This window comes from Aquibium sp. A9E412 (assembly GCF_030398335.1).
Lineage (GTDB): Bacteria > Pseudomonadota > Alphaproteobacteria > Rhizobiales > Rhizobiaceae > A9E412.
On sequence record NZ_JAOAOP010000033.1, the window covers coordinates 1 to 19,497 of the forward strand.

At 71.4% G+C, this 19,497-nt stretch carries 21 protein-coding genes; 14 read left to right on the top strand and 7 right to left on the bottom strand.

Annotated features, from left to right (window positions below; all coding sequences use genetic code 11):
• Positions 1–222 precede the first annotated feature (222 nt).
• Positions 223–975: an SDR family oxidoreductase gene (locus tag N1F89_RS12605; protein WP_290084461.1), complete on the top strand. Its 753-nt coding sequence runs from the start codon at positions 223–225 to the stop codon at positions 973–975.
• A 7-nt stretch (positions 976–982) separates the two neighbouring features.
• Here N1F89_RS12605 and N1F89_RS12610 read toward each other — a convergent pair whose 3' ends face one another.
• Positions 983–1,543, bottom strand: coding sequence for a LuxR C-terminal-related transcriptional regulator (locus tag N1F89_RS12610; protein ID WP_290084463.1), 561 nt, complete (start codon positions 1,541–1,543; stop codon positions 983–985).
• 268 nt (positions 1,544–1,811) lie between these two features.
• Between N1F89_RS12610 and N1F89_RS12615 the strand changes: the two genes are divergently transcribed.
• The 6 genes from N1F89_RS12615 (at position 1,812) to N1F89_RS12640 (ending at position 7,801) form a co-directional block, all read left to right on the top strand.
• Positions 1,812–3,014 carry a substrate-binding domain-containing protein gene (locus tag N1F89_RS12615; RefSeq protein WP_290084465.1) on the top strand — a complete coding sequence of 401 codons (1,203 nt, stop codon included), beginning with the start codon at positions 1,812–1,814 and terminating at the stop codon, positions 3,012–3,014.
• A gap of 101 nt (positions 3,015–3,115) precedes the next feature.
• Positions 3,116–3,880 (top strand): ABC transporter ATP-binding protein, encoded by a 765-nt coding sequence (locus tag N1F89_RS12620; protein ID WP_290084467.1) that lies wholly within the window; start codon positions 3,116–3,118, stop codon positions 3,878–3,880.
• Entirely contained in the window at positions 3,877–4,596 is a 720-nt protein-coding gene (locus N1F89_RS12625; protein WP_290084469.1) for an ABC transporter ATP-binding protein, read from the top strand. Before N1F89_RS12620 ends, N1F89_RS12625 begins: the two co-directional genes overlap by 4 nt.
• Before the next feature lie 79 nt (positions 4,597–4,675).
• Entirely contained in the window at positions 4,676–5,671 is a 996-nt protein-coding gene (locus N1F89_RS12630) for a branched-chain amino acid ABC transporter permease (protein WP_290084471.1), read from the top strand.
• A gap of 262 nt (positions 5,672–5,933) precedes the next feature.
• Complete coding sequence (locus N1F89_RS12635; protein WP_290084503.1) at positions 5,934–6,965, top strand: branched-chain amino acid ABC transporter permease; 1,032 nt, start codon at positions 5,934–5,936, stop codon at positions 6,963–6,965.
• A complete protein-coding gene (locus tag N1F89_RS12640) occupies positions 6,962–7,801 on the top strand; it encodes an alpha/beta hydrolase (RefSeq protein WP_290084472.1) in 840 nt (279 codons plus the stop codon). The genes N1F89_RS12635 and N1F89_RS12640 overlap by 4 nt, the downstream gene beginning before the upstream one ends.
• Before the next feature lie 44 nt (positions 7,802–7,845).
• Here N1F89_RS12640 and N1F89_RS12645 read toward each other — a convergent pair whose 3' ends face one another.
• Positions 7,846–8,301, bottom strand: a complete 456-nt coding sequence (locus N1F89_RS12645; RefSeq protein ID WP_290084473.1) for a host attachment family protein — start codon at positions 8,299–8,301, stop codon at positions 7,846–7,848.
• Positions 8,302–8,539: 238 nt separating this feature from the next.
• Between N1F89_RS12645 and cysG the strand changes: the two genes are divergently transcribed.
• The 7 genes from cysG (at position 8,540) to rpsU (ending at position 15,440) form a co-directional block, all read left to right on the top strand.
• Positions 8,540–9,964, top strand: a complete 1,425-nt coding sequence (gene cysG / locus N1F89_RS12650; protein ID WP_290084474.1) for a siroheme synthase CysG — start codon at positions 8,540–8,542, stop codon at positions 9,962–9,964.
• Positions 9,965–9,978: 14 nt separating this feature from the next.
• Positions 9,979–10,287 carry a DUF2849 domain-containing protein gene (locus N1F89_RS12655; protein ID WP_290084476.1) on the top strand — a complete coding sequence of 103 codons (309 nt, stop codon included), beginning with the start codon at positions 9,979–9,981 and terminating at the stop codon, positions 10,285–10,287.
• Positions 10,288–10,318: 31 nt separating this feature from the next.
• Positions 10,319–11,989 carry a nitrite/sulfite reductase gene (locus tag N1F89_RS12660; protein ID WP_290084477.1) on the top strand — a complete coding sequence of 557 codons (1,671 nt, stop codon included), beginning with the start codon at positions 10,319–10,321 and terminating at the stop codon, positions 11,987–11,989.
• On the top strand, positions 11,964–12,698 hold the full coding sequence (locus N1F89_RS12665; RefSeq protein WP_290084478.1) for a phosphoadenylyl-sulfate reductase: 735 nt from the start codon (positions 11,964–11,966) through the stop codon (positions 12,696–12,698). The genes N1F89_RS12660 and N1F89_RS12665 overlap by 26 nt, the downstream gene beginning before the upstream one ends.
• Before the next feature lie 59 nt (positions 12,699–12,757).
• A complete protein-coding gene (locus tag N1F89_RS12670) occupies positions 12,758–13,288 on the top strand; it encodes a DUF934 domain-containing protein (RefSeq protein ID WP_290084479.1) in 531 nt (176 codons plus the stop codon).
• 58 nt (positions 13,289–13,346) lie between these two features.
• Positions 13,347–14,975, top strand: coding sequence for a GMC family oxidoreductase N-terminal domain-containing protein (locus tag N1F89_RS12675; protein WP_290084480.1), 1,629 nt, complete (start codon positions 13,347–13,349; stop codon positions 14,973–14,975).
• 204 nt (positions 14,976–15,179) lie between these two features.
• Positions 15,180–15,440: a 30S ribosomal protein S21 gene (rpsU, locus tag N1F89_RS12680; RefSeq protein ID WP_290084481.1), complete on the top strand. Its 261-nt coding sequence runs from the start codon at positions 15,180–15,182 to the stop codon at positions 15,438–15,440.
• A gap of 423 nt (positions 15,441–15,863) precedes the next feature.
• Here the strand turns inward: rpsU and N1F89_RS12685 are convergent, their stop codons facing one another.
• From N1F89_RS12685 to N1F89_RS12705, 5 genes are all read right to left on the bottom strand, one after another.
• A complete protein-coding gene (locus tag N1F89_RS12685; protein ID WP_290084482.1) occupies positions 15,864–16,073 on the bottom strand; it encodes a hypothetical protein in 210 nt (69 codons plus the stop codon).
• Positions 16,073–16,261, bottom strand: coding sequence for a hypothetical protein (locus tag N1F89_RS12690; protein ID WP_290084483.1), 189 nt, complete (start codon positions 16,259–16,261; stop codon positions 16,073–16,075). The genes N1F89_RS12685 and N1F89_RS12690 overlap by 1 nt, the downstream gene beginning before the upstream one ends.
• Before the next feature lie 105 nt (positions 16,262–16,366).
• A complete protein-coding gene (locus N1F89_RS12695; protein ID WP_290084484.1) occupies positions 16,367–17,482 on the bottom strand; it encodes a TRAP transporter substrate-binding protein in 1,116 nt (371 codons plus the stop codon).
• A 65-nt stretch (positions 17,483–17,547) separates the two neighbouring features.
• Positions 17,548–18,864, bottom strand: a complete 1,317-nt coding sequence (locus tag N1F89_RS12700) for a TRAP transporter large permease subunit (protein WP_290084485.1) — start codon at positions 18,862–18,864, stop codon at positions 17,548–17,550.
• Entirely contained in the window at positions 18,861–19,421 is a 561-nt protein-coding gene (locus tag N1F89_RS12705) for a TRAP transporter small permease subunit (protein WP_290084486.1), read from the bottom strand. Before N1F89_RS12705 ends, N1F89_RS12700 begins: the two co-directional genes overlap by 4 nt.
• Positions 19,422–19,497: the final 76 nt, after the last annotated feature.

The window sequence follows — 19,497 nt, forward strand, 5'->3', positions numbered from 1 at the left end:
CGCCCGGTGCCGCCGGGCGAGGTGGGCGGCGGGTCGCGGCGCGACACGACGATCCTCGACATCATTCTGGGCAACTGAGCCGCCGCGCCCGCCGTTGTTCTCAAAACCGGCACGGCCTGTGTCGCCGGTCGTGCTGCATGCGGGCGCGCGGCGGGTGAGTCACGCGGCTGCGACATGCTATAGATCGGGTGCACGGACAGCCGGCGGGAGAGGGCGCGGACGATGGCCGACGGGGCGGACACGAGACGGACGCTGGTGCTGACGGGGGCGAGCCGCGGCATCGGCCACGCCACGGTAAAGCGCTTCTCGCGCGACGGCTGGCGCGTCATCACCTGCTCGCGCCAGGCCTTCGCCGACGACTGCCCGTGGCCGGCCGGGCCGGAGGACCACATCCGCGTCGACCTGTCGGACGCCGAGGATGTCGGCATCGCGGTGAGCGAGATCCGCCACCGGCTGGCACCGCATGGCGGGCGTCTCGACGCGCTGGTCAACAACGCGGCGATCTCCCCCAAGCGCGACGACGGCGGCCGGATGGATTCCATCGAGACGCCGATGCATGTCTGGCGCGACGTCTTCCAGGTGAACTTCTTCGCGCCGATCATGCTGGCGCGCGGCCTGTTCGGCGAGCTCGCCGCCGCGCGCGGCTCGATCGTCAACGTCACCTCGATCGTCGGCAGCCGGGTGCACCCGTTCGCCGGCACGGCCTACGCCACCTCGAAGGCCGCGCTCGCCGCGCTGACGCGCGAGATGGCGGCCGATTTCGGGCCGCACGGCATCCGCGTCAACGCCATCGCGCCGGGCGAGATCGAGACCTCGATCCTGTCGCCGGGCACCGAGGCGCTGGTCCGCGAGATTCCGCTGCGCCGGCTCGGCCAGACCGCCGAGGTCGCCGAGACGATCCACTTCCTGTGCTCCGAGCGCGCGTCCTACGTGACCGGCGCGGAGATCCACATCAACGGCGGCCAGCACGTGTGACGGGGCGTCAGCCGGGCATGGTCGACAGGTGCGACAACAGCTCGGCGACGTTGGCCGCCCGGCATTTCTTCAAAAGCCGCGCCCGGTAGCTCTCCACCGTGCGCGGCGAGATCGCCAGCGCGCGGGCGATCTCCTTCGACGTGCGGCCCTCGCCGAGATGCATGACGATCTGCCGCTCGCGCGTCGTCAGCGCCAGGATGGGGCGCGAATCCGACAGGTCGGCGAAGCTCCACACGGCCCGGCGCAGCGGGTCGTCGTCGCGCGTCAGCGAGTGGCCGCGCACCCGGCACCAGAACAGCGCGCCGTCCTTGCGCGCCATGATGCGCTCGTCGGAATAGCGGTTGGCGCGCCGCAGCGGCTCGACGCCGACGTCGCGGATGCGCACGAACTCCTCGAGCGAGGGGTAGAGGATGGCGAAGGATTCGTCGACCAGCTCGTCCCGGCGGTAGCCGAACATGCGCGCGAACTCCGGGTTGCAGGCCCGGATGACGCGGCTTTCGGTGACGACGATGCCGACCGGCGCATGCTCGAAGGCGATCTCGCTCAGGGTCTGCGCTGTCGGAATCATGCGTATTTCTACGATATTGCGGCGATCTGACGTGCGCCGATAATGAAGCCCGGTTCGCATCGTACCACAAAACGGGCGCGAGGACGCTTGTGCGATGCGGGCCGCGGGAGGAGCGCCGGCCCAGCCGAGATCGCGCCGCACCGGGTGGTTCGCCGCCCGGCGGCGGCCGCGCACCCGCCCGCCGGGACGATTCCGCCCGGCCGTCCCGTCGACGGGGGAGGCCGGAGGCTCACCACACCGTGCCGTCGAGCATGTGGAGGATTGACGCATGAAGAGACTTCTTGCCGCGCTTGCCATGGCCGGCGCCGCCGTCGCGGTGCAGCCGGTCGTCGCGCAGGAGGACCCGGTCAGGATCGCGCTGGTGCACGGCCTGTCCGGTTCGCCGCTGGAGGCCTTCTCCAAGCAGACGACCACCGGCTTCAACCTCGGCCTCGAATACGCCACCGACGGCACGATGGAGATCAACGGCCGCAAGATCGAGGTGATCGAGAAGGACACGCAGTTCAAGCCCGACGTCGCCCGCTCGGTGCTGGCCGAGGCCTATGGCGACGACGACGTGCTGATCGCCGTCGGCGGCACCTCGTCGGGCGTCACCACCGCGATGCTGCCGATCGCCGCGGAGTACGAGCGCATCCTGCTCGTCGAGCCGGCCGTCGCCGATTCGCTGACCGGTCCCGATTCCAACCGCTACGTCTTCAAGACCTCGCGCAACTCGTCGATGGACATGCAGGCCCAGGCGCTGGCGCTCAATCCCGACGAGAACCTCAATGTCGCCACGCTCGCCGAGGACTACGCCTTCGGCCGCGACGGCATCGCCGCCTTCAAGCGGGCGCTCGAGGGCACCGGCGCCACGGTGGTGAGCGAGGAATACGTCCCGCTGCAGACGACCGACTACACGGCGACCATCGAGCGCCTGTTCAACGCGCTCAGGGACAAGGAAGGCCGCAAGGTCGTGCTGATCTACGTCGCCGGCAGCGGCGACCCGATGGGCGCGCTGGTGCAGGCCCAGCCGGAGCGCTACGACATCGAGATCTCGACCGGCGGCCACATCCTGCCGGTGCTGCCGACCTACAAGCGCGTGCCCGGCATGGAGGGCGCGATCTACTACTATTACGAGGCGCCCGACAACGCGATCAATGACTGGCTGGTCGAGCAGCACCAGGAGCGCTTCGGCTCGCCGCCCGACTTCTTCACCGCCGGCGGCATGGCTGCCGCGCTCGCCGTCGCCAAGGCGCTCGAGACTGCCGAGACGTGGGACACCGAGACGCTGATCGAGACGATGGAGGGCATGAGCTGGGAGACGCCCAAGGGCACCATGACCTTCCGCCCGGAGGACCATCAGGCGCTGCAGTCGATGTACCACTTCAAGATCCGCGTCGACGAGGACGTCGAGTGGGCGATCCCCGAGCTGGTGCGCGAGATCAAGCCGGAGGAGATGGATATCCCGGTCGGCCGCAACAACCAGGAATAGGCTGACGGCCGGCCGCCGGCGGGAGGCGGGGCATTCCCCCTCCCGCCCGGCTGGTCGCCCGCCGCCGCCCCGTCCGACCGCAGCGCCGAGCCCGCCGCCCGATGACCCCCTCGCTCCGCACCGAAGACCTGACCATCCGCTTCGGCGGCCATGCCGCGGTCAGCGGCGTGACCTGCGCCTTCCGGCCGGGCGAGCTGACCGTCATCGTCGGCCCCAACGGCGCCGGCAAGACGACCTGGTTCAACCTGGTGTCGGGCCAGCTCCGCCCGAGCGCCGGCCGCATCCTCAAGGACGGCCGCGACATCACCGGCCTGTCGCCCTCGGCGCGCGCCAAGGCCGGCATCGGCCGCGCCTTCCAGCTCACCAACCTGTTTCCCAAGCTCAGCGTGCTGGAGAACGTGCGTCTCGTCGTCCAGGCGCGCGAGGGCATCGGCCCGCGCCTGTTCCGCCCGGCCGGCGCGTTCCGCCGCCTCGTCGACGAGGCGCAGGCGCATCTCGAGCGCGCCCGGCTCGCCGGCGTCGCCCACCTGCCGGCCGCCGCCCTGCCGCACGGCGACCAGCGCAAGCTCGAGGTCGCGCTGCTGCTCGCGATGCAGCCCGACATCTTCATGTTCGACGAGCCGACCGCCGGCATGTCGGTCGACGAGGCGCCGGTCATCCTCGAGCTGATCGGCGAGATCAAGGCCGACACGGCGAAGACGGTGCTGCTGGTCGAGCACAAGATGGATGTGGTGCGCGCGCTGGCCGACCGCATCGTCGTGCTGCACAACGGCGAGCTGGTCGCCGACGGCGACCCGGAGCGGGTGATGGCCGAACCGATCGTGCGCGAGATCTATCTCGGCGTCGGCGAGGAGGAGACGGCATGAGCGACGCCATCCTGCGCCTCGACGACGTGCACACCGACATCGCCCAGTACCACGTGCTGCACGGCGTCAGCTTCGACGTGCCGGAGGGCGGCGTGCACGTCCTGCTCGGCCGCAACGGCGCCGGCAAGACGACGACGCTGCGCACGATCATGGGCCACTGGCGCGCCCGCAAGGGGGCGGTCGTCTTCCGCCACCACGACATCACCGCGCTGCACACCTCCGAGATCGCCCGGCTGGGCATCGCCTACGTGCCGGAGAACATGGGCGTCTTCGGCATGCTGACGGTCGAGGAGAACATGCGGCTGGCGGCCTATTCCGGCCGCTTCGACGGCGACCGGCTGGCCCGCATCTTCGCGCTGTTTCCCGCGCTCGAGACCTTCTGGACCAAGCAGGCCTACGCCCTGTCGGGCGGCCAGAAGCAGATGCTGGCGATCGCCCGCGCCATCATCGAGAAGCGCGACCTCATCCTGATCGACGAGCCGACCAAGGGGCTGGCGCCGTCGATCGTGCGCGCCATGATCGACGCCTTCCGCGAGATCGCCGCGGAGACCACCATCCTGCTCGTCGAGCAGAACTTCCAGTTCGCCCGCGCGCTCGGCTCCGGCGTCGCGGTGATCGACGACGGGCGCATCATCCATCGCGGCACGATGGCCGAGCTCGCCGCCGACGGCGCGCTGCAGACGCGGCTTCTCAGCCTGTCGCTGGAGGCCGGGTGAGCGCCATGCGAGCAACCGTCTTCTCCGCCCGCGGCGCGGCGGCGCGCGCGACAACCCCGCAAGCCGAAAGGACAGCGCGATGAGCGACTGGCGGCACACGATCGACCGCTTCGGCGGCGTCATGCTTCTGCCCGTGGCGCTGGCCGCGCTCGCCTTCGTGGCGATCGCCCAGCCCTCGACCTGGGTGACGCTGACGGTCGCCGGCCTCGCCATGGGCATGATGATCTTCCTGATGGCCTCGGGCCTGTCGCTGATCTTCGGCCTGATGGACGTGCTCAATTTCGGCCATGCCGCCTTCGTCACCTTCGGCGCCTTCATCGCCGCCAGCGTGCTGGCCGCGCTCGCCGCCTGGGTGCAGGGCGACAGCGCGCTGCTCAACATCGTCGCGCTGCTCGCCGCGGTGGCCGCGGCGGCGACCTTCGGCGCGGCGTCGGGCTGGTTCTTCGAGCGCGTCATCGTGCGGCCCGTCTATCGCGACCACCTGCGCCAGATCCTGATCACCATCGGCGCGCTGATCGTCGCCGAGCAGATCGTTCTGGCGGTGTGGGGCGGCGCGCCGGTCGCCGTGCCGCGGCCGGCGATCCTGGAGGGGTCGCTGGTGTTCGGCGACATCTCGGTCGAGATCTACCGGCTGTTCGCCTTCCTGCTCGGCCTGGCCGTCTATGTCGGGCTGCATCTCACGCTCAACCGCACGCGCATCGGCCTGCTGATCCGCGCCGGCGTGGAGAACCGCGAGATGGTCGAGGCGCTCGGTTACCGCATCGACCGGCTGTTCATCGGCGTCTTCATGGCCGGCTCCGCGCTCGCCGCCATGGGCGGGGCGATGTGGGCCGGCTACCAGGGGCTGATCACCGGCGCGGTCGGCTCGGAACTGATGATCCTCGTCTTCATCGTCGTCATCATCGGCGGGCTCGGCTCGATCGAGGGCTCGCTGCTCGGCGCCGTGCTGGTCGGGCTGATGGCCAACTATGTCGCCTTCCTGTTCCCCAAGCTGTCGCTCGCCTCCAACATGCTTCTGATGATGGCGGTGCTGTTGTGGCGACCCTACGGGCTCAAGCCCGCCGTGAAGGGATGACCGCGATGCCGAGACGCGTGAACCGGTTCCCGCGGGCCTGCATGGCCTTGCCCGCTGCGCTTGCCGCGGCCGTGCGGCGCCGGGCGAGGCGGCGGCGCTGCGCCATGCTGCAGGAGATGCCGATGCGTTCCACCCGGCCCCGCTTGATGTTGCCGAGCGCCGCGGGAGGCGCGTCGTGAGCGCGACGGCCGCCGCCGGCGGCGCGGCCGCCGCGTCGCGCCCGGCGCTGCGTGCGCGCACCGGCCGCTTCGTCGTCTACGGTCTGGTGCTGGCGATCGGGCTGTGCCTGATGGCCGCGCCCTTCCTGTTTCCCGAGGTGCGGGCGCAGGAGGTGGCGGCGCGCATCTGCGTGTTCATCGTGCTGGTGGCGAGCTACGACCTCCTGATCGGCTACACCGGCATCGTCTCCTTCGCCCACACCATGTTCTTCGGTCTCGGTGCCTACGGCACGGCGATCGCGCTCAAGGCGTGGGGGCCGGGCTGGGACGCGGTTCTTATCGGCGGCGGGCTCGGCGTCCTCGCCGCCTTCGTGCTCGCCGTGCTGATCGGGCTTCTGTCGCTGCGCGTGAAGGCGATCTTCTTCGCCATGGTGACGCTCGCCGCGGCCTCGGTGATGATGGTGCTGGCAAGCCAGCTCTCGCAGTTCACCGGCGGCGAGGACGGCATCACCTACCAGGCGCCGCGCGTCCTGTCGCCGGCCTTTAAGCTGGTCACCGATGCCGACGGCAAGGTGGTCCAGCTCTTCGGCGTGCGGCTCAACGGCAAGATCGTCGCCTACTACTTCGTCTTCCTGTCCTCGCTGATCCTGTTTCTCGCCATGCTCAGGATCGTCGCCTCGCCGCTCGGCACCGTGCTCGAGGCGATCCGCGAGAACGAGCTGCGCGCCGAGGCGATCGGCTACCGCGTCGTCGCCTACCGCACGGCGATCTTCTGCATCGCCGCCGTCATCGCCGCGCTCGCCGGCATCGTGCGCGCGGTGTGGCTGAAATACACCGGACCGGAGGTGGCGCTGTCCTTCGCCATCATGATCGACATCCTGCTGATGGTCGTCATCGGCGGCATGGGCACGATCATCGGCGCGGTGATCGGCGTCGTCGTGATGAGCCTGGCGCAGTTCTACCTGAAGGACCTGATGCAGGTCGCCGCCGACGCCACGGCCGGCGTCCCGCTCTTGCCCGACCTGCTCGACCCCGACCGCTGGCTGTTGTGGCTCGGGCTGCTGTTCATCCTGCTCGTCTACTTCTTCCCCGCCGGCATCGCCGGCACGCTGATGGGCAAGGGAGGCCACCGATGACCGGCCCGCGCTCGACCTATGTGCCGGCCGCCGGCTTCGAGCTGCACGTCACCGAGTGGGGCGAGCGCGGCCGGCCGGCGCTCGTCATGTGGCACGGCCTGGCGCGCACCGGCCGCGACTTCGACGAGGCGGCCGCTGCGCTGTCCGACAGCTATCTGGTCCTGTGCCCCGACACGCTGGGCCGCGGCCTGTCGAGCTGGGCGCGCGATCCGGTGGCCGACTACGCCTACCGCCGCTTCGGCGACACCGCGCTCGCCATGCTCGACCACTACGGCGTCGACCGGCTGCGCTGGGTCGGCACCTCGATGGGCGGCCTGATCGGCGTCACGCTGGCCGCCGGCCGGCTGAAGGACCGCATCACCCATCTGGTCATCAACGACATCGGCCCCGACCTGCCGGCCGCCGGCGCCGGCCGCATCGCCGAGTATGTCGGCAGCCCGCCCGTCTACGACACGGTCGCCGAGCTCGAGGCCTGGCTGCGCCGCAACTACGCGCCGTTCGGCGCCAACAGCGACGCCTTCTGGCGGCGCATGGCCGACACCTCGGCGCGGCGCACCGACGACGGTCGGGTGACCGTGCACTACGACCCCGCCATCGCCACCCAGTTCACCCACCACAAGGCCGATCTCGACCAGTGGGAGGCCTATGACGCGATCACCGCCCCGACGCTGGTGCTGCGCGGCGCGGAGTCCGACGTGCTGCCGGCCGCGGTGGCCGAGGCGATGACGCGGCGCGGGCCGCGCGCCCGGCTCGAGACGCTGCAAGGCTGCGGTCACGCGCCGACGCTGACGACGGCGCGCGAGATCGCCCTGCTGCGCGACTTCCTGGCGGGTTAGCGCGTCCAGGCGAGCCGGCAACCGGTTCGCCGGCCCGACACGGGTCAGGCCTGATCGGCCATCAGCACCTTTTCCATGTCGCCGATCGTGTGGTTGGTCAGCGTCTTGGCGATCTCGCCGGCGACGCGCTGCTCGACCTCCTTGTGCAGCGCCTTGCGCAGCTCGCCCAGCACCAGCGGCGGCGCCACCAGCACGATGTGCTCGAAGCGGCCGCGATGGGCGAGCTTGTAGAGCCGGTCGGCGATCTCGTCGGCGAAGCGCTCCTTCTCGATGCGGTGCCAGTCGGTCTCCTGCACGGCGGAGCGGTGCGCGCTGGTCGCGTCGTTGAAGCGGCCGGGCCGGTCCGTCCCCTGCTCGCGCGTCGGCGGGTTCTCGTCGTGCATCTCGCGCACGACCTCGAGATTGGGGTAGGTGGCGTCGCCTTCGTTGCGCAGAAACAGCGCCTTCTCGCCGTCCGCCACCAGCACCCAGATGTCGTGAACAAGTCGCATGCCGGCCATCGTCTTTGCCTCGTCTGTCTGATCCTCAACCCCGCTCGCCGAACGCGGGCCGGCGGACCGGAGTTCCCGCGACACTGCCACGACCGCCGGGTCGCCGCCAGCGCCGCGGAGGAAATTTGCGCCGCCGCGGCCTGCGGCAAAAAACCAATCGCCCGGCGCATGGCTGCCGCGCCAGCCGGTTTCTTCAAGCCGCCGGCGACACGGGCGATGATCGGGCCGATTTTCCGGAGCCCGCGCCATGCCCGCACCGACGCCCAAGCTGAACGCCTTTCCCGTCTTCATGCGCGTGACGGGGCGCGTCGTCACCATCGTCGGCGGCGGCGAGGAGGCGCTCGCCAAGGCGCGGCTGCTCGCCCAGTCGTCCGCCCGTCTGCGCCTCGTCGCCGCGGCGCCCGAGCCGGCGCTCGCCGCCTGGGCCGCCGAGACCGGCGCGCAGATCGTCGCCGCGCCCTACGAGGCCGGCCATCTGCACGGCTCGGCGCTGGTCTTCGCCGCCACCGGCGAGGCGGCGGCCGAGCGCCGGGTGGTCGACGACGCACGCGCGCTGGCGATCCCGGTCAACGCGGTCGACCGGCCCGAGCTCTGCGACTTCTACACCCCGGCGCTGGTCAACCGCGCCCCGGTCGCCGTGGCGATCGGCACGGAAGGGGCGGGCCCGGTGCTCGCCCAGATGATCCGCGCCCGCGTCGACCGCATGCTGGCGCCCTCGCTCGGCAGCCTCGCCGCGCTCGCCGCGCAGTACCGCCCGGCGGTCGAGCGCGTGCTGCCGAAGGGGCTCGCCCGGCGGCGCTACTGGAAGGCCTTCTTCACCGGCGAGACCGCGCATGCGCTCGCCGCCGGCGATGCGCCGCGCGCCCGGCGCAGCGCCAGCGCGCTGCTGCAGGCCGGCGGCCGCGGCACCGGCCATGTCGCGCTGGTCGGCGCGGGGCCGGGCGCGGAGGACCTGCTCACCCTGCGCGCCCAGCGCCTGATGATGGAGGCCGACGTCATCGTGCACGACGCGCTGGTGCCCGAGGCGGTGATCGCCATGGGCCGGCGCGACGCCGAGCGCATCGACGTGGGCAAGCGCAAGGGCCGCCATTCCACCAGCCAGCAGGCGATCTGCGACCTGCTCGTCGGGCTCGCCCGCGACGGCCGCCGCGTGGTGCGGCTCAAGGCGGGCGATCCGCTGGTCTTCGGCCGCGCCGGCGAGGAGCTTGCCGCGCTCGCCGAAGCCGGCGTGTCGAGCGAGGTCGTGCCGGGCGTCACCGCCGCCTTCGCCGCGGCCGCCGATCTCGGGCTGCCGCTCACCCTGCGCGGCGTCGCCTCGACGCTCGTCTTCACCACCGGCCACGACCTGTCCGGCGCGGTGCTGCCCGACTGGGCGCGGCTCGCCGTCGGCGGCGCCACCGTCGCCGTCTACATGGGCGGCAGCGTCGCCGGCAGCGTCGCGTCGCGGCTGATCGAGGCCGGGCTCGGCCCCGACACGCCGGTCGCCGTGGTCGAGAACGCCAGCCTGGCCGAGCGCCGGCTGTTCGCCGGCCGGCTCGCCGACCTGCCGGCGCTCGCCGGGCGCGGTCTGGCCGGACCGGTGATGACGGTCATCGGTCAGGCCGTCGCCGCCGCCGCACTCGACCGTGCCGAGCCGCTCGCCGAACCGCGCCTGCCCGCGCGCGCCGCCTGACAGGAGTCCGACGCATGCAGATCCTCACCGCCAACCGCCTGCTCGACGGCGAAGCCGTCTGGCTCGGCCCCGACCGCCTCTGGCACGAGACGATCGCGGCCGCCGAGGTCGCCCATGACGCCGCCGCCGCGGCGCGGCTCGAGGAGACCGGCCGCGCTGCGCTGGCCGCCAGCCATGTGGTCGACGTCGCCCTTGTCGATGTCGAGCTCGTCGACGGCCGGCCGTGGCCGAAGCGGCTGCGCGAGCGCATCCGCGCCGCCGGCCCGACGACCCGCACCGACCTCGGCAAGCAGGCCCGCCCCGCCACCGCGCGCGCCGCCTGAGCGCCCGCGCCGAACCCGGAAAGGAAAGCCCGTGTACCGCTACGACGAGTTCGACCATGCCTTCGTCGCCGCGCGCGTGGCCGAGTTCCGCGACCAGGCGGAGCGGCGGCTGGCCGGCGAGATCACCGAGGAGCAGTTCAAGCCGCTGCGCCTGATGAACGGCGTCTACCTGCAGCTGCACGCCTACATGCTGCGCATCGCCGTGCCCTACGGCACGCTGTCGTCGCGCCAGATGCGTATGCTGGCGCACATCGCGCGCACCTACGACAAGGGCTACGGCCACTTCACCACGCGCCAGAACATCCAGTTCAACTGGCCGGCGCTGGCCGACATCCCGGCGATCCTGGCCGATCTCGCCGCGGTCGAGATGCACGCCATCCAGACCTCCGGCAATTGTATCCGCAACGTGACGGCCGATCATTTCGCCGGCGCGGCGGCGGACGAGGTGGCCGATCCCCGGCCCTATGCCGAGATCCTGCGCCAGTGGTCGACGGTGCACCCGGAGTTTTCCTACCTGCCGCGCAAGTTCAAGATCGCGGTGACCGCGGCCGAGCGCGACCGCGCCGCCATCCAGGTGCACGACATCGGCCTGCATCTGAAGAAGGACGCGGACGGCCGGCTCGGCTTCGCCGTCTATGTCGGCGGCGGCCAGGGGCGCACGCCGATGATCGCCAAGAAGATCCGCGACTTCCTGCCGGAGGCCGATCTCCTGTCCTACGTGACGGCGATCATGCGGGTCTACAATCTCAACGGAAGGCGCGACAACAAGTTCAAGGCGCGCATCAAGATCCTGGTGCACGAGACCGGCGCGCAGGCCTTCGCCGCGGCCGTCGAGCAGGAGTTCGCCGCGCTTGGCGACGGCGCGCTGCGCCTGCCGGAGGAGGACGTGGCGGCGATTGCGGCCTATTTCGCGCCGCCGGCGCTGGCGCCGCGGCCCGAGGGCGATGCCGCGCTGGCCGCCGCGCGCGCCGCCGATCCGGGCTTCGCCGCCTGGCTCCGCCGCAACGTCCACCAGCACCGCCACCCCGACTACGCCTCGCTGACGATCTCGCTCAAGGGCATCGGCGAGGCGCCGGGCGACGCCAGCGACGTGCAGATGGACGCCGTCGCCGACCTCGCCGAGGCCTATGCCGGCGACGAGATCCGCGTCAGCCACGAGCAGAACCTGATCCTGCCGCACGTCGCGCGCGCCGACCTCAAGGCGGTCTACGACCGGCTCGTCGCCATCGGCCTGGCGACCGCCAATGCCGGCCTGGTGACCGACATGATCGCCTGCCCCGGCCTCGACTACTGCGCGCTGGCCAATGCGCGCTCGATCCCGGTGGCGCAGGAGATCGCCGGCCGCTTCGCCGACCAGGCGCGGCAGGAGGAGATCGGCGACCTGAAGATCAAGATCTCCGGCTGCATCAACGCCTGCGGCCACCACCATGTCGGCCATATCGGCATTCTCGGCGTCGAGAAGAAGGGCAGCGAGCTCTACCAGATCACCCTCGGCGGCTCGGCCGACGAGGCGACCTCGATCGGCGAGATCGTCGGCCGCGGCTTCGGCCCGCAGGAGATCGCCGGCGCGGTGGAAACCATCGTCGAGACCTATCTCGGCCACCGCACCGGGCGCGAGGAGAGCTTCCTGGCCGCCTATCGCAGGCTCGGCCCCGGCCCCTTCAAGGAGGCGCTCTATGGCGATCACGCCAAGGCCGCCTGAGACCGAGCGCGACGCGCTCGAGCTCGCCGCCGCGCTGGAGGACCGGCACGGCGACCGGCCGGCCGCCGCCATCGTCGCGCTGGCCGTCGAGCGCTTCGGCCCGGCCGGCCTTGCCGCGGTCTCCTCCTTCGGCGCCGATTCGGCCGCGCTCCTGCACATGGTGGCCGCGGTCGAGCCCGGCCTGCCGGTGATCTTTCTCGACACCGGCCAGCACTTCGGCGAGACGCTCGCCTATCGCGACCGGCTGGCCGCCGATCTGGGCCTGACGGACCTGCGCATCGAGGCGCCGCGCCCGGCCGCGCTCGCCAAGGGCGACCCCGACGGCCGGCTGCACGCGCGCGATCCCGACGCCTGCTGCGCCCTGCGCAAGGTCGAGCCGATGGCCCGTGCGGTGGCGCCGTTTCACGCCTGGTTCACCGGCCGCAAGCGCCACCAGGCGGAAAGCCGGCGCGCGATGCCGGTGTTCGAGGCCGTCGGCCCGCGGCTGCGCATCAACCCGCTGGCGCGCTGGACGACCGCCGACCAGGCCGCCTACATGCGCCGCCACGGCTTGCGCGAGAACCCGCTGGTCGCCTTCGGCTACGCCTCGATCGGCTGCTTTCCCTGCACCGAGCCGGCCGGCCCCGACACCCGCGACGGCCGCTGGGCCGGCCGCGCCAAGACCGAGTGCGGCATCCATCTCGGCGGCCTGGCCGGCGCGCTGTCGTGACCGCCGCGCCCGCGCCCCGCAAGACGTTCGCCCCGCAAGTCGTTCGAGAGAGGACACCGATGACCGAGCCTGCCAGCGAGACCCGGCTGTGGCGCCCCGGCGGCTTCTGCGCCGACCCGTGGCGGCGCCCCGCGCCCGACGCCGCGCCGCCCTTCGCGGCGCCGGCGCTGCTCGGCCTCGACGCCTACCTGGCGCTCGACGCGGCGACGCGCGCCGCCCATGCCGACGCGCTGGCCGTCGAGCTGTTGCCGGGCGAGCCGCTCGAGGCCATCGTGCCGCATCTCGACCGCCTGCCGATGGTCGCGCTCGCCTTTCCCGGCTTCGCCGACGGCCGCAGCTACTCCAAGGCGGCGCTGTTGCGCAGCCGGCACGGCTATGGCGGCGAGATCCGCGCCACCGGCGAGGTGCTGATCGACCAGGTCGCGCACATGCTGCGCTGCGGCTTCACCACGCTTTCCGTGTCGCACCCCGTCGCGCTCGCCCGCCTGGCGGCCGGCACGGCGCCCGGCCTGCCCGGCCACTACCAGCCTTCGCCCGCCGCCGCCGGGCGCGCCGGCCGCTACGCCTGGCGCCGCCTGCCGGCCGCCTGAGCGCGCTCGCCCGCAAAAAGACGCTTTCGCGGCCGCCGCCGGCGGGCGATAATGCGCCATGGGCGTGGCGGATGCGGATTTCGACTATGTGATCGTCGGCGGCGGCTCGGCCGGCGCGGTGCTCGCCGCCCGGCTGTCGGAGGACCCGACCGTCAGCGTGTGCCTGCTCGAGGCGGGCGGCGCGGGGCGCGGCCTCCTGGTGCGCGCGCCGGCTGCCGCGGTGGCCGCCATCCGCGGCCGGCCGCGGCTCAACAACTGGGCCTACGAGACGGTGCCGCAGGCCCGGCTCGACGGGCGCCGCGGCTACCAGCCGCGCGGCCGCGTGCTGGGCGGTTCGAGCGCGATCAACGCCATGCTCTACACGCGCGGTCACCCGCGCGATTACGACGAGTGGGCAGCACTCGGCGCCACCGGCTGGGCGTGGGACGACGTGCTGCCCTATTTCCGCCGGGCCGAGCGCAACCAGCGCGGCGCCGACGCGTTCCACGGCGCCGACGGGCCGCTGCAGGTGGCCGACCAGGCGAGCCCGCGGCCGGTCGCCCGCGCCTTCGTCGCGGCGGCGGCCGAGTGCCAGATCCGCCGCAACGACGACTTCAACGGCGCCGAGCAGGAGGGCGCCGGGCTCTACCAGGTGACGCAGTTCTTCGACCGCGGCCGGAGGGGCGAGCGCTGCTCGGCGGCCGCGGCCTATCTGCACGACCACATGGACCGGCCCAACCTGACCGTGCTGACGCGCGCGGTGGCGACGCGCATCCTGTTCGACGGGCGCCGCGCCTGCGGCGTGCGCTACCGCCGCCGGCGCCGCGAGCACGCCGTGTCGGCGCGCCGCGAGGTCATCCTGTCGGCCGGCGCCTTCAACTCGCCGCAGCTTCTCATGCTGTCGGGCGTCGGCCCGGCGGCCGAGCTCGCCCGCCACGGCATCGCCGTCGTGCACGACCTGCCGGAGGTCGGTGCCGGCCTGCAGGACCATCTCGACTTCGTCGTCGCCTGGACCAGCCCGACGACCGATCTCTTCGGCCTCGGGCTCGCCGGCACGCGCCATCTGCTGCGCCAGATCGCCGCCTGGCGGCGCGACGGCAGCGGCATGATCGCCACGCCCTTCGCCGAGGCCGGCGCCTTCGTGAAATCCGACCCCGGTCTCGAGCGGCCCGACCTGCAGCTTCACTTCGTCATCGCCATGGTCGAGGACCACGCCCGCACGCTGAGGCGCGGCTACGGCTATTCCTGCCATGTCTGCGTGCTGCGGCCGCACGGCCGCGGCACGGTGCGGCTCGCCAGCGCCGACCCGCTGGCGCCGCCGGCGATCGATCCCGGCTATCTCGGCGATGCGCGCGACGCGGCATCGCTGCTGCGCGGCGTGCGGCTGATGCGGCGCATTCTCGCCGCCCCGGCGCTGGCGCCGTTCCGCGGCCGCGAGGTCCATCTCGAGGGCGTCGCCGAGGACGACGAGGCGGCGCTGACGCGCCACATCCGCGCCCGCGCCGACACGATCTACCATCCGGTCGGCACCTGCCGCATGGGCTCGGACGCCGATGCGGTGGTCGACCCCGCGCTCTGCGTGGCCGGGCTCGAAGGCCTGCGCGTGGTCGATGCCTCGGTGATGCCGCGGCTGATCGGCGGCAACACCAACGCGCCGACCATCATGATCGCCGAGCGCGCAACCGACCTCATCCGCGGCGCCGCCTGAGGCCGGGTGCGGCCGGCCGCAGCGTCCTCGGCGCTCGAAATCGGCGGCCATCGACCCTATATGTTGGCTCTACGGGGTGGATTTCGGCCGCGAAGTGGCTATGGTGCGCCCCTTCGCCGAGTCGCGCGCGCGCCTCGGCCGCCCGGCATGCGCCATCGGCCCCGGGCCGGAAAACAGAAGCCGTTCGAGACAGAAGGAAGACCATTGCAGGTAATCGTCAGGGACAACAATGTCGACCAGGCCCTCAAGGTGCTGAAGAAGAAGATGCAGCGCGAGGGCGTTTTCCGCGAGATGAAGTCGCGCCGCGCCTATGAGAAGCCTTCGGAGAAGCGCTCGCGTCAGCGCGCCGAGGCGGTGCGCCGGGCGCGCAAGCTCGCCCGCAAGCAGGCGCAGCGCGAGGGTCTGCTGCCCAAGAAGAAGTCCTCGCGGCCCGCGCCGCGGCCGGCGGCCCGCGCCGCCTCCTGACGCATGGCGCGGCCGGGTGCCTCCACCCGGCGGCGCAGCCATGCGGCAAGGCCGGCGCGCCAGACCGTGATGCCGTGCGAAAGCGGCGGCACGCCGTGCGGCGTGATGCCGCCGGCGTCGGCCGGGCGACACGGGGCCCGCCGCGCCGTGCGCTGACGCGTCAAGACGATCGGTCGGAGCCGCTCTGCCCTCCGCTGAAGGGCAGGACGGCTCGGATCGTGGCGCGCGGTCGGCGGCTTCGTCCGGCCCTTGTTTCCGGGAAATCGGCCCGTCCGCCCGCGTCCGGTCCCTCCGGCAGGCGGGATGCGCTGTGCGGGCGCAGGTGATCCAACGTCGAAGGGCGGGGCTCGCAAGCCCCGCCCTTTGGCGTCCTGGGAGGGTTTTCGTCGGTGCGTGCGCCGGCGCGTCGCCCGGGTCCGCGCCTCAGCGGGCGTCGAAACCGTTGCTGCCGGCCCGCCTTTCGGCGGCGTCGAGCGCGCGCAGCAGGTCGTCGAACCGGTCGGGCGTGTCGTCGTCGACACCGAATGCCGGCATGCTGCGCAGATATCTGGCGTTGGCCGGCAGATGAAGCTGCCGGCGCAGCAGACGCGCGGTCTCGCGCGCCTGCATCGCCTCGTCGTCGCTGTCTGCCATCACTTGCCTTCCGTCTCGCTGTGGATGGTTCGCCGTGCGAACACCTTGGAAATTGAACCCCGGGCGCGAAAAATCGTTCCGAAACAACGCTCAACAGCGCCATCACGGGTTCGTAGGGTAAATTTTGATTTAAAATCGAGCGAATGCTGCGCCCGCTGCCGGCGGCGCGACAGGATCGTGCGCGCCATGCGCCGGGCCGCCGCGCCGCAACGCGAACGCCCCGCCGGCGGACCGGCGGGGCGGGCAGATGAGGCCGGCCTTGGCCGCGCCGGGCGGGCTGCCGCCCGCCCGGCTCACTCGGCCGGTCTGCGCACGCGCTCGGCGCCCGTCACCACCTCGCTGTGCAGCTTGCGCACCCGCGCGTAGTAGGGATAGACGAGCTCGGCGAAGTCGGCCTGCGACTTGTAGACCCTGGCGAAGAACGGGTCGTCGGCCAGGTAGTCCTGCACCACCTCGTTCTGCGCCTCGATGAACAGCTCGTAGTACTCGTCGGGCGTGTCGAGGAGCTGGATGCCCTCCTCCTCGTATTCGCGCACCGCCTTGGCGTTCTCGTGCAGGTTGACCGCCTGGGTCATCGCCACATTGGCCATGACCGCCGTCTCCACGATGGCGCGCAGGTCCTCGGGCAGGTCGTCCCAGAAGTCGCGGCAGACGACCAGCTCGCCGACGTCGGTCTGCTGGTGCAGGCCCTGCAGGTAGTAGTAGTTCCAGATGCTGTCGAGGCCGAGGTTGCGGTCGTCGGCCGGGCCGATCCACTCGGCCGCGTCGATGGTGCCGCGCTGCGCCGAGGGCACGATGTCGCCGCCGGGCATGGCGACGGCCGGCACGCCCATGGCGTTGTAGGTCTGGCCGGCGATGCCGGGCGGCGAGCGGTACTTGATGCTGCGGAACTCGTCCATGTTCTCGAACGGCTTCGAGAACCAGCCGAGCGGATCGGGACCCATCGGCTGCATCAGGAAGGGCACGACGTTCATGCCCATGATGTCCTGGGTGAGCTCGGTGTAGAGGGCGCGGCCCTCGCCGCTGTAATACCACGACATCAGGCTCTGCTGATCCATGCCGGTGCTGGCCGGCACGTTGGAGAACAGCACGTAGGCGGGGTGCTTGCCCGACCAGTAGTGCGGCCAGGCATAGCCGGCCTCCACGACGCAGTTGCTGACCGCGTCGAGGATCTCGAACGCCGCCACCTCGGCACCGTCCGGCAGCACCTCGACCTCGATGCGGCCTCCCGACATCGTCTCGACCTTCTCGGCGAAGTCCTCGACCAGACCGAAGTAGAGGCTCGAGGTGGGCACCGCGGTCTGGATGTTCATCCGGTGGGTCTCCTCCTGCGCGTGCAGCGCGCCCACCTGCGCCAGCGCCGCGACCGCGGCCCCTGCGCATGCGACCTTCATCGTCTTCAACACCATGCTCTTCCTCCTCTAGGTTTGGTCGTTTTTCGTGCTCCTCCCCGAAGCCGCCGGCCGGCGGGCGCTCACTCCAGCGCCCTGGGCAGCCACAGCACGATCTCGGGAAAGAGGACCAGCAGCAGGACGACCACGAGCTGCAGGACGACGAACTGGGTCATGCCGACATAGATGTCGCTCATCTTCCATTGCGGCACGACGCCCTTGAGGAAGTAGGCCGACAGCGCCATCGGCGGCGTCAGCCACGACGTCTGGAGCGTCACGGCGATGAGGATGCTGAACCAGAGCGGGTCGTAGCCCATCTCGACCATCGTCGGCAGGAAGATCGGCACGATGATCAGCACGATGGGGATCCACTCCAGCGGCGAGCCGAGCAGGAAGACGATGCCCAGGATGATGAGGAGCATGACCGTCGGCGAGAACGGCAGGCTCAGGAGATAGTCCGTCAGCAGGTTTCCGCTGCCCAGCCGGGAGAACACGGCGCCGAAGAAATTGGCCGAGCCGAGCAGGAACATGATCATCGCGGACATGATGACGGTGTTGTAGACGCAGCGCTTGAAGGAGGCCCAGCTCATCTTGCGGTAGAGTACCGCCAGCACGAGCGAGGCCAGCGCGCCGCTCGCCGCCGCGTCGGTCGGCGTGGCGATGCCGGCGATGATGACGCCGAGGGTGAAGGCGATGACGATGGTCACCGGGATGATGCCGAGCAGCAGCTCGGTCAGCTTCTCGCCGCGCGTCGTCTCGCCGATCTCGTCTTCGGTCAGCGGCGGGCCGAGCTCCGGATTGAAGTAGCTGCGCACCAGCGTGTAGACGATGTAGAGCGTCGACAGCAGCAGCCCCGGCACGATGGCGGCGGTGAACAGGTCGGACACCGGCACGCCGACCACCGGGCCCATGACGATCAGCAGGATGCTCGGCGGAATGAGGATGCCGAGCGTGCCGCCGGCCGCGATGGCGCCGGCCGAAAGCCGCGTGTTGTAGCCCGAGGCCTGCATGATCGGCGCGGCCATCACGCCGAGCACCGTCACCGAGGCGCCGACGATGCCGGTCGCCGCGGCGAACACCGTCGCCACCAGCAGCACCACCAGGTAGAGCGAGCCGCGCACGCGGCCGAGCAGCAGGCGCAGCGCCTTGAACATGCGCTCCATCAGCCCCGACTGCTCGAGGATGAAGCCCATGAACAGGAACAGCGGGATCGCCGCCATCGTCGTGTTGCGCATCAGCGAGAAGAACTGGAACTGCATCAGCGCCACCACGCGGTCGCCCATGCCGAACCAGCCGAAGACCAGCGCGATGAAGATGAAGGTGAAGGCCATCGGGTAGCCGGTCAGGATGCCGACGAACACGAGGCCGAGCGAGATCAGGCCGAGCACGGGTTCGCTCACAGCTTCGCCCCTTCCTCGTCGCGGAAGCGCCGGTTGGTGGCCACGCTGTAGAGGCTCTTCAGGAGCTCCGAGACGCCCTGCACGAACAGCAGCGCGCCGGTCACCGGCATCACCGTCTTGAGCGGATAGATGATCGGCATCATCGGGCTCGTCGGGATGCGCTCGCCGCGCATCCAGGAGGTCAGCGCGTAGTCGAAGGTCGCCAGGGTGAAGAAGTACATCGCCGGGAAGAACAGAAGCAGGGTGAACAGCGCGTCGATCACCCCCTGCCAGCGCGGCGACAGAACGGCGAACAGGAAGTCGGCCCGCACGTGCGAATCGCGGCCCAGCGTCCAGGCGGCGCCGAGCATGAACAGCGCGCCGTACAGCATGAAGGTGGCGTCGTAGGCCCACATGGTCGGGCTGTTGAAGCCGAAGCGCGCGATCACCTCGTAGACCAGCGCGCCGACCATCGGCACGATCAGCCAGGCGGCCGCCTTGCCGACCAGCCTGCCGGGAAAGTCGAGGATCGCCGTCGCCGTCCGCAACCGGCGCTCGGCCGCAGCGCTCATCGCCATGGCGACGGCCTTTCCGCCGGCGCGGGCGCCGCCGCGCCGGCCGCAGGGTGCGCGGCCCGGCTCAAGAGGCCCCCAG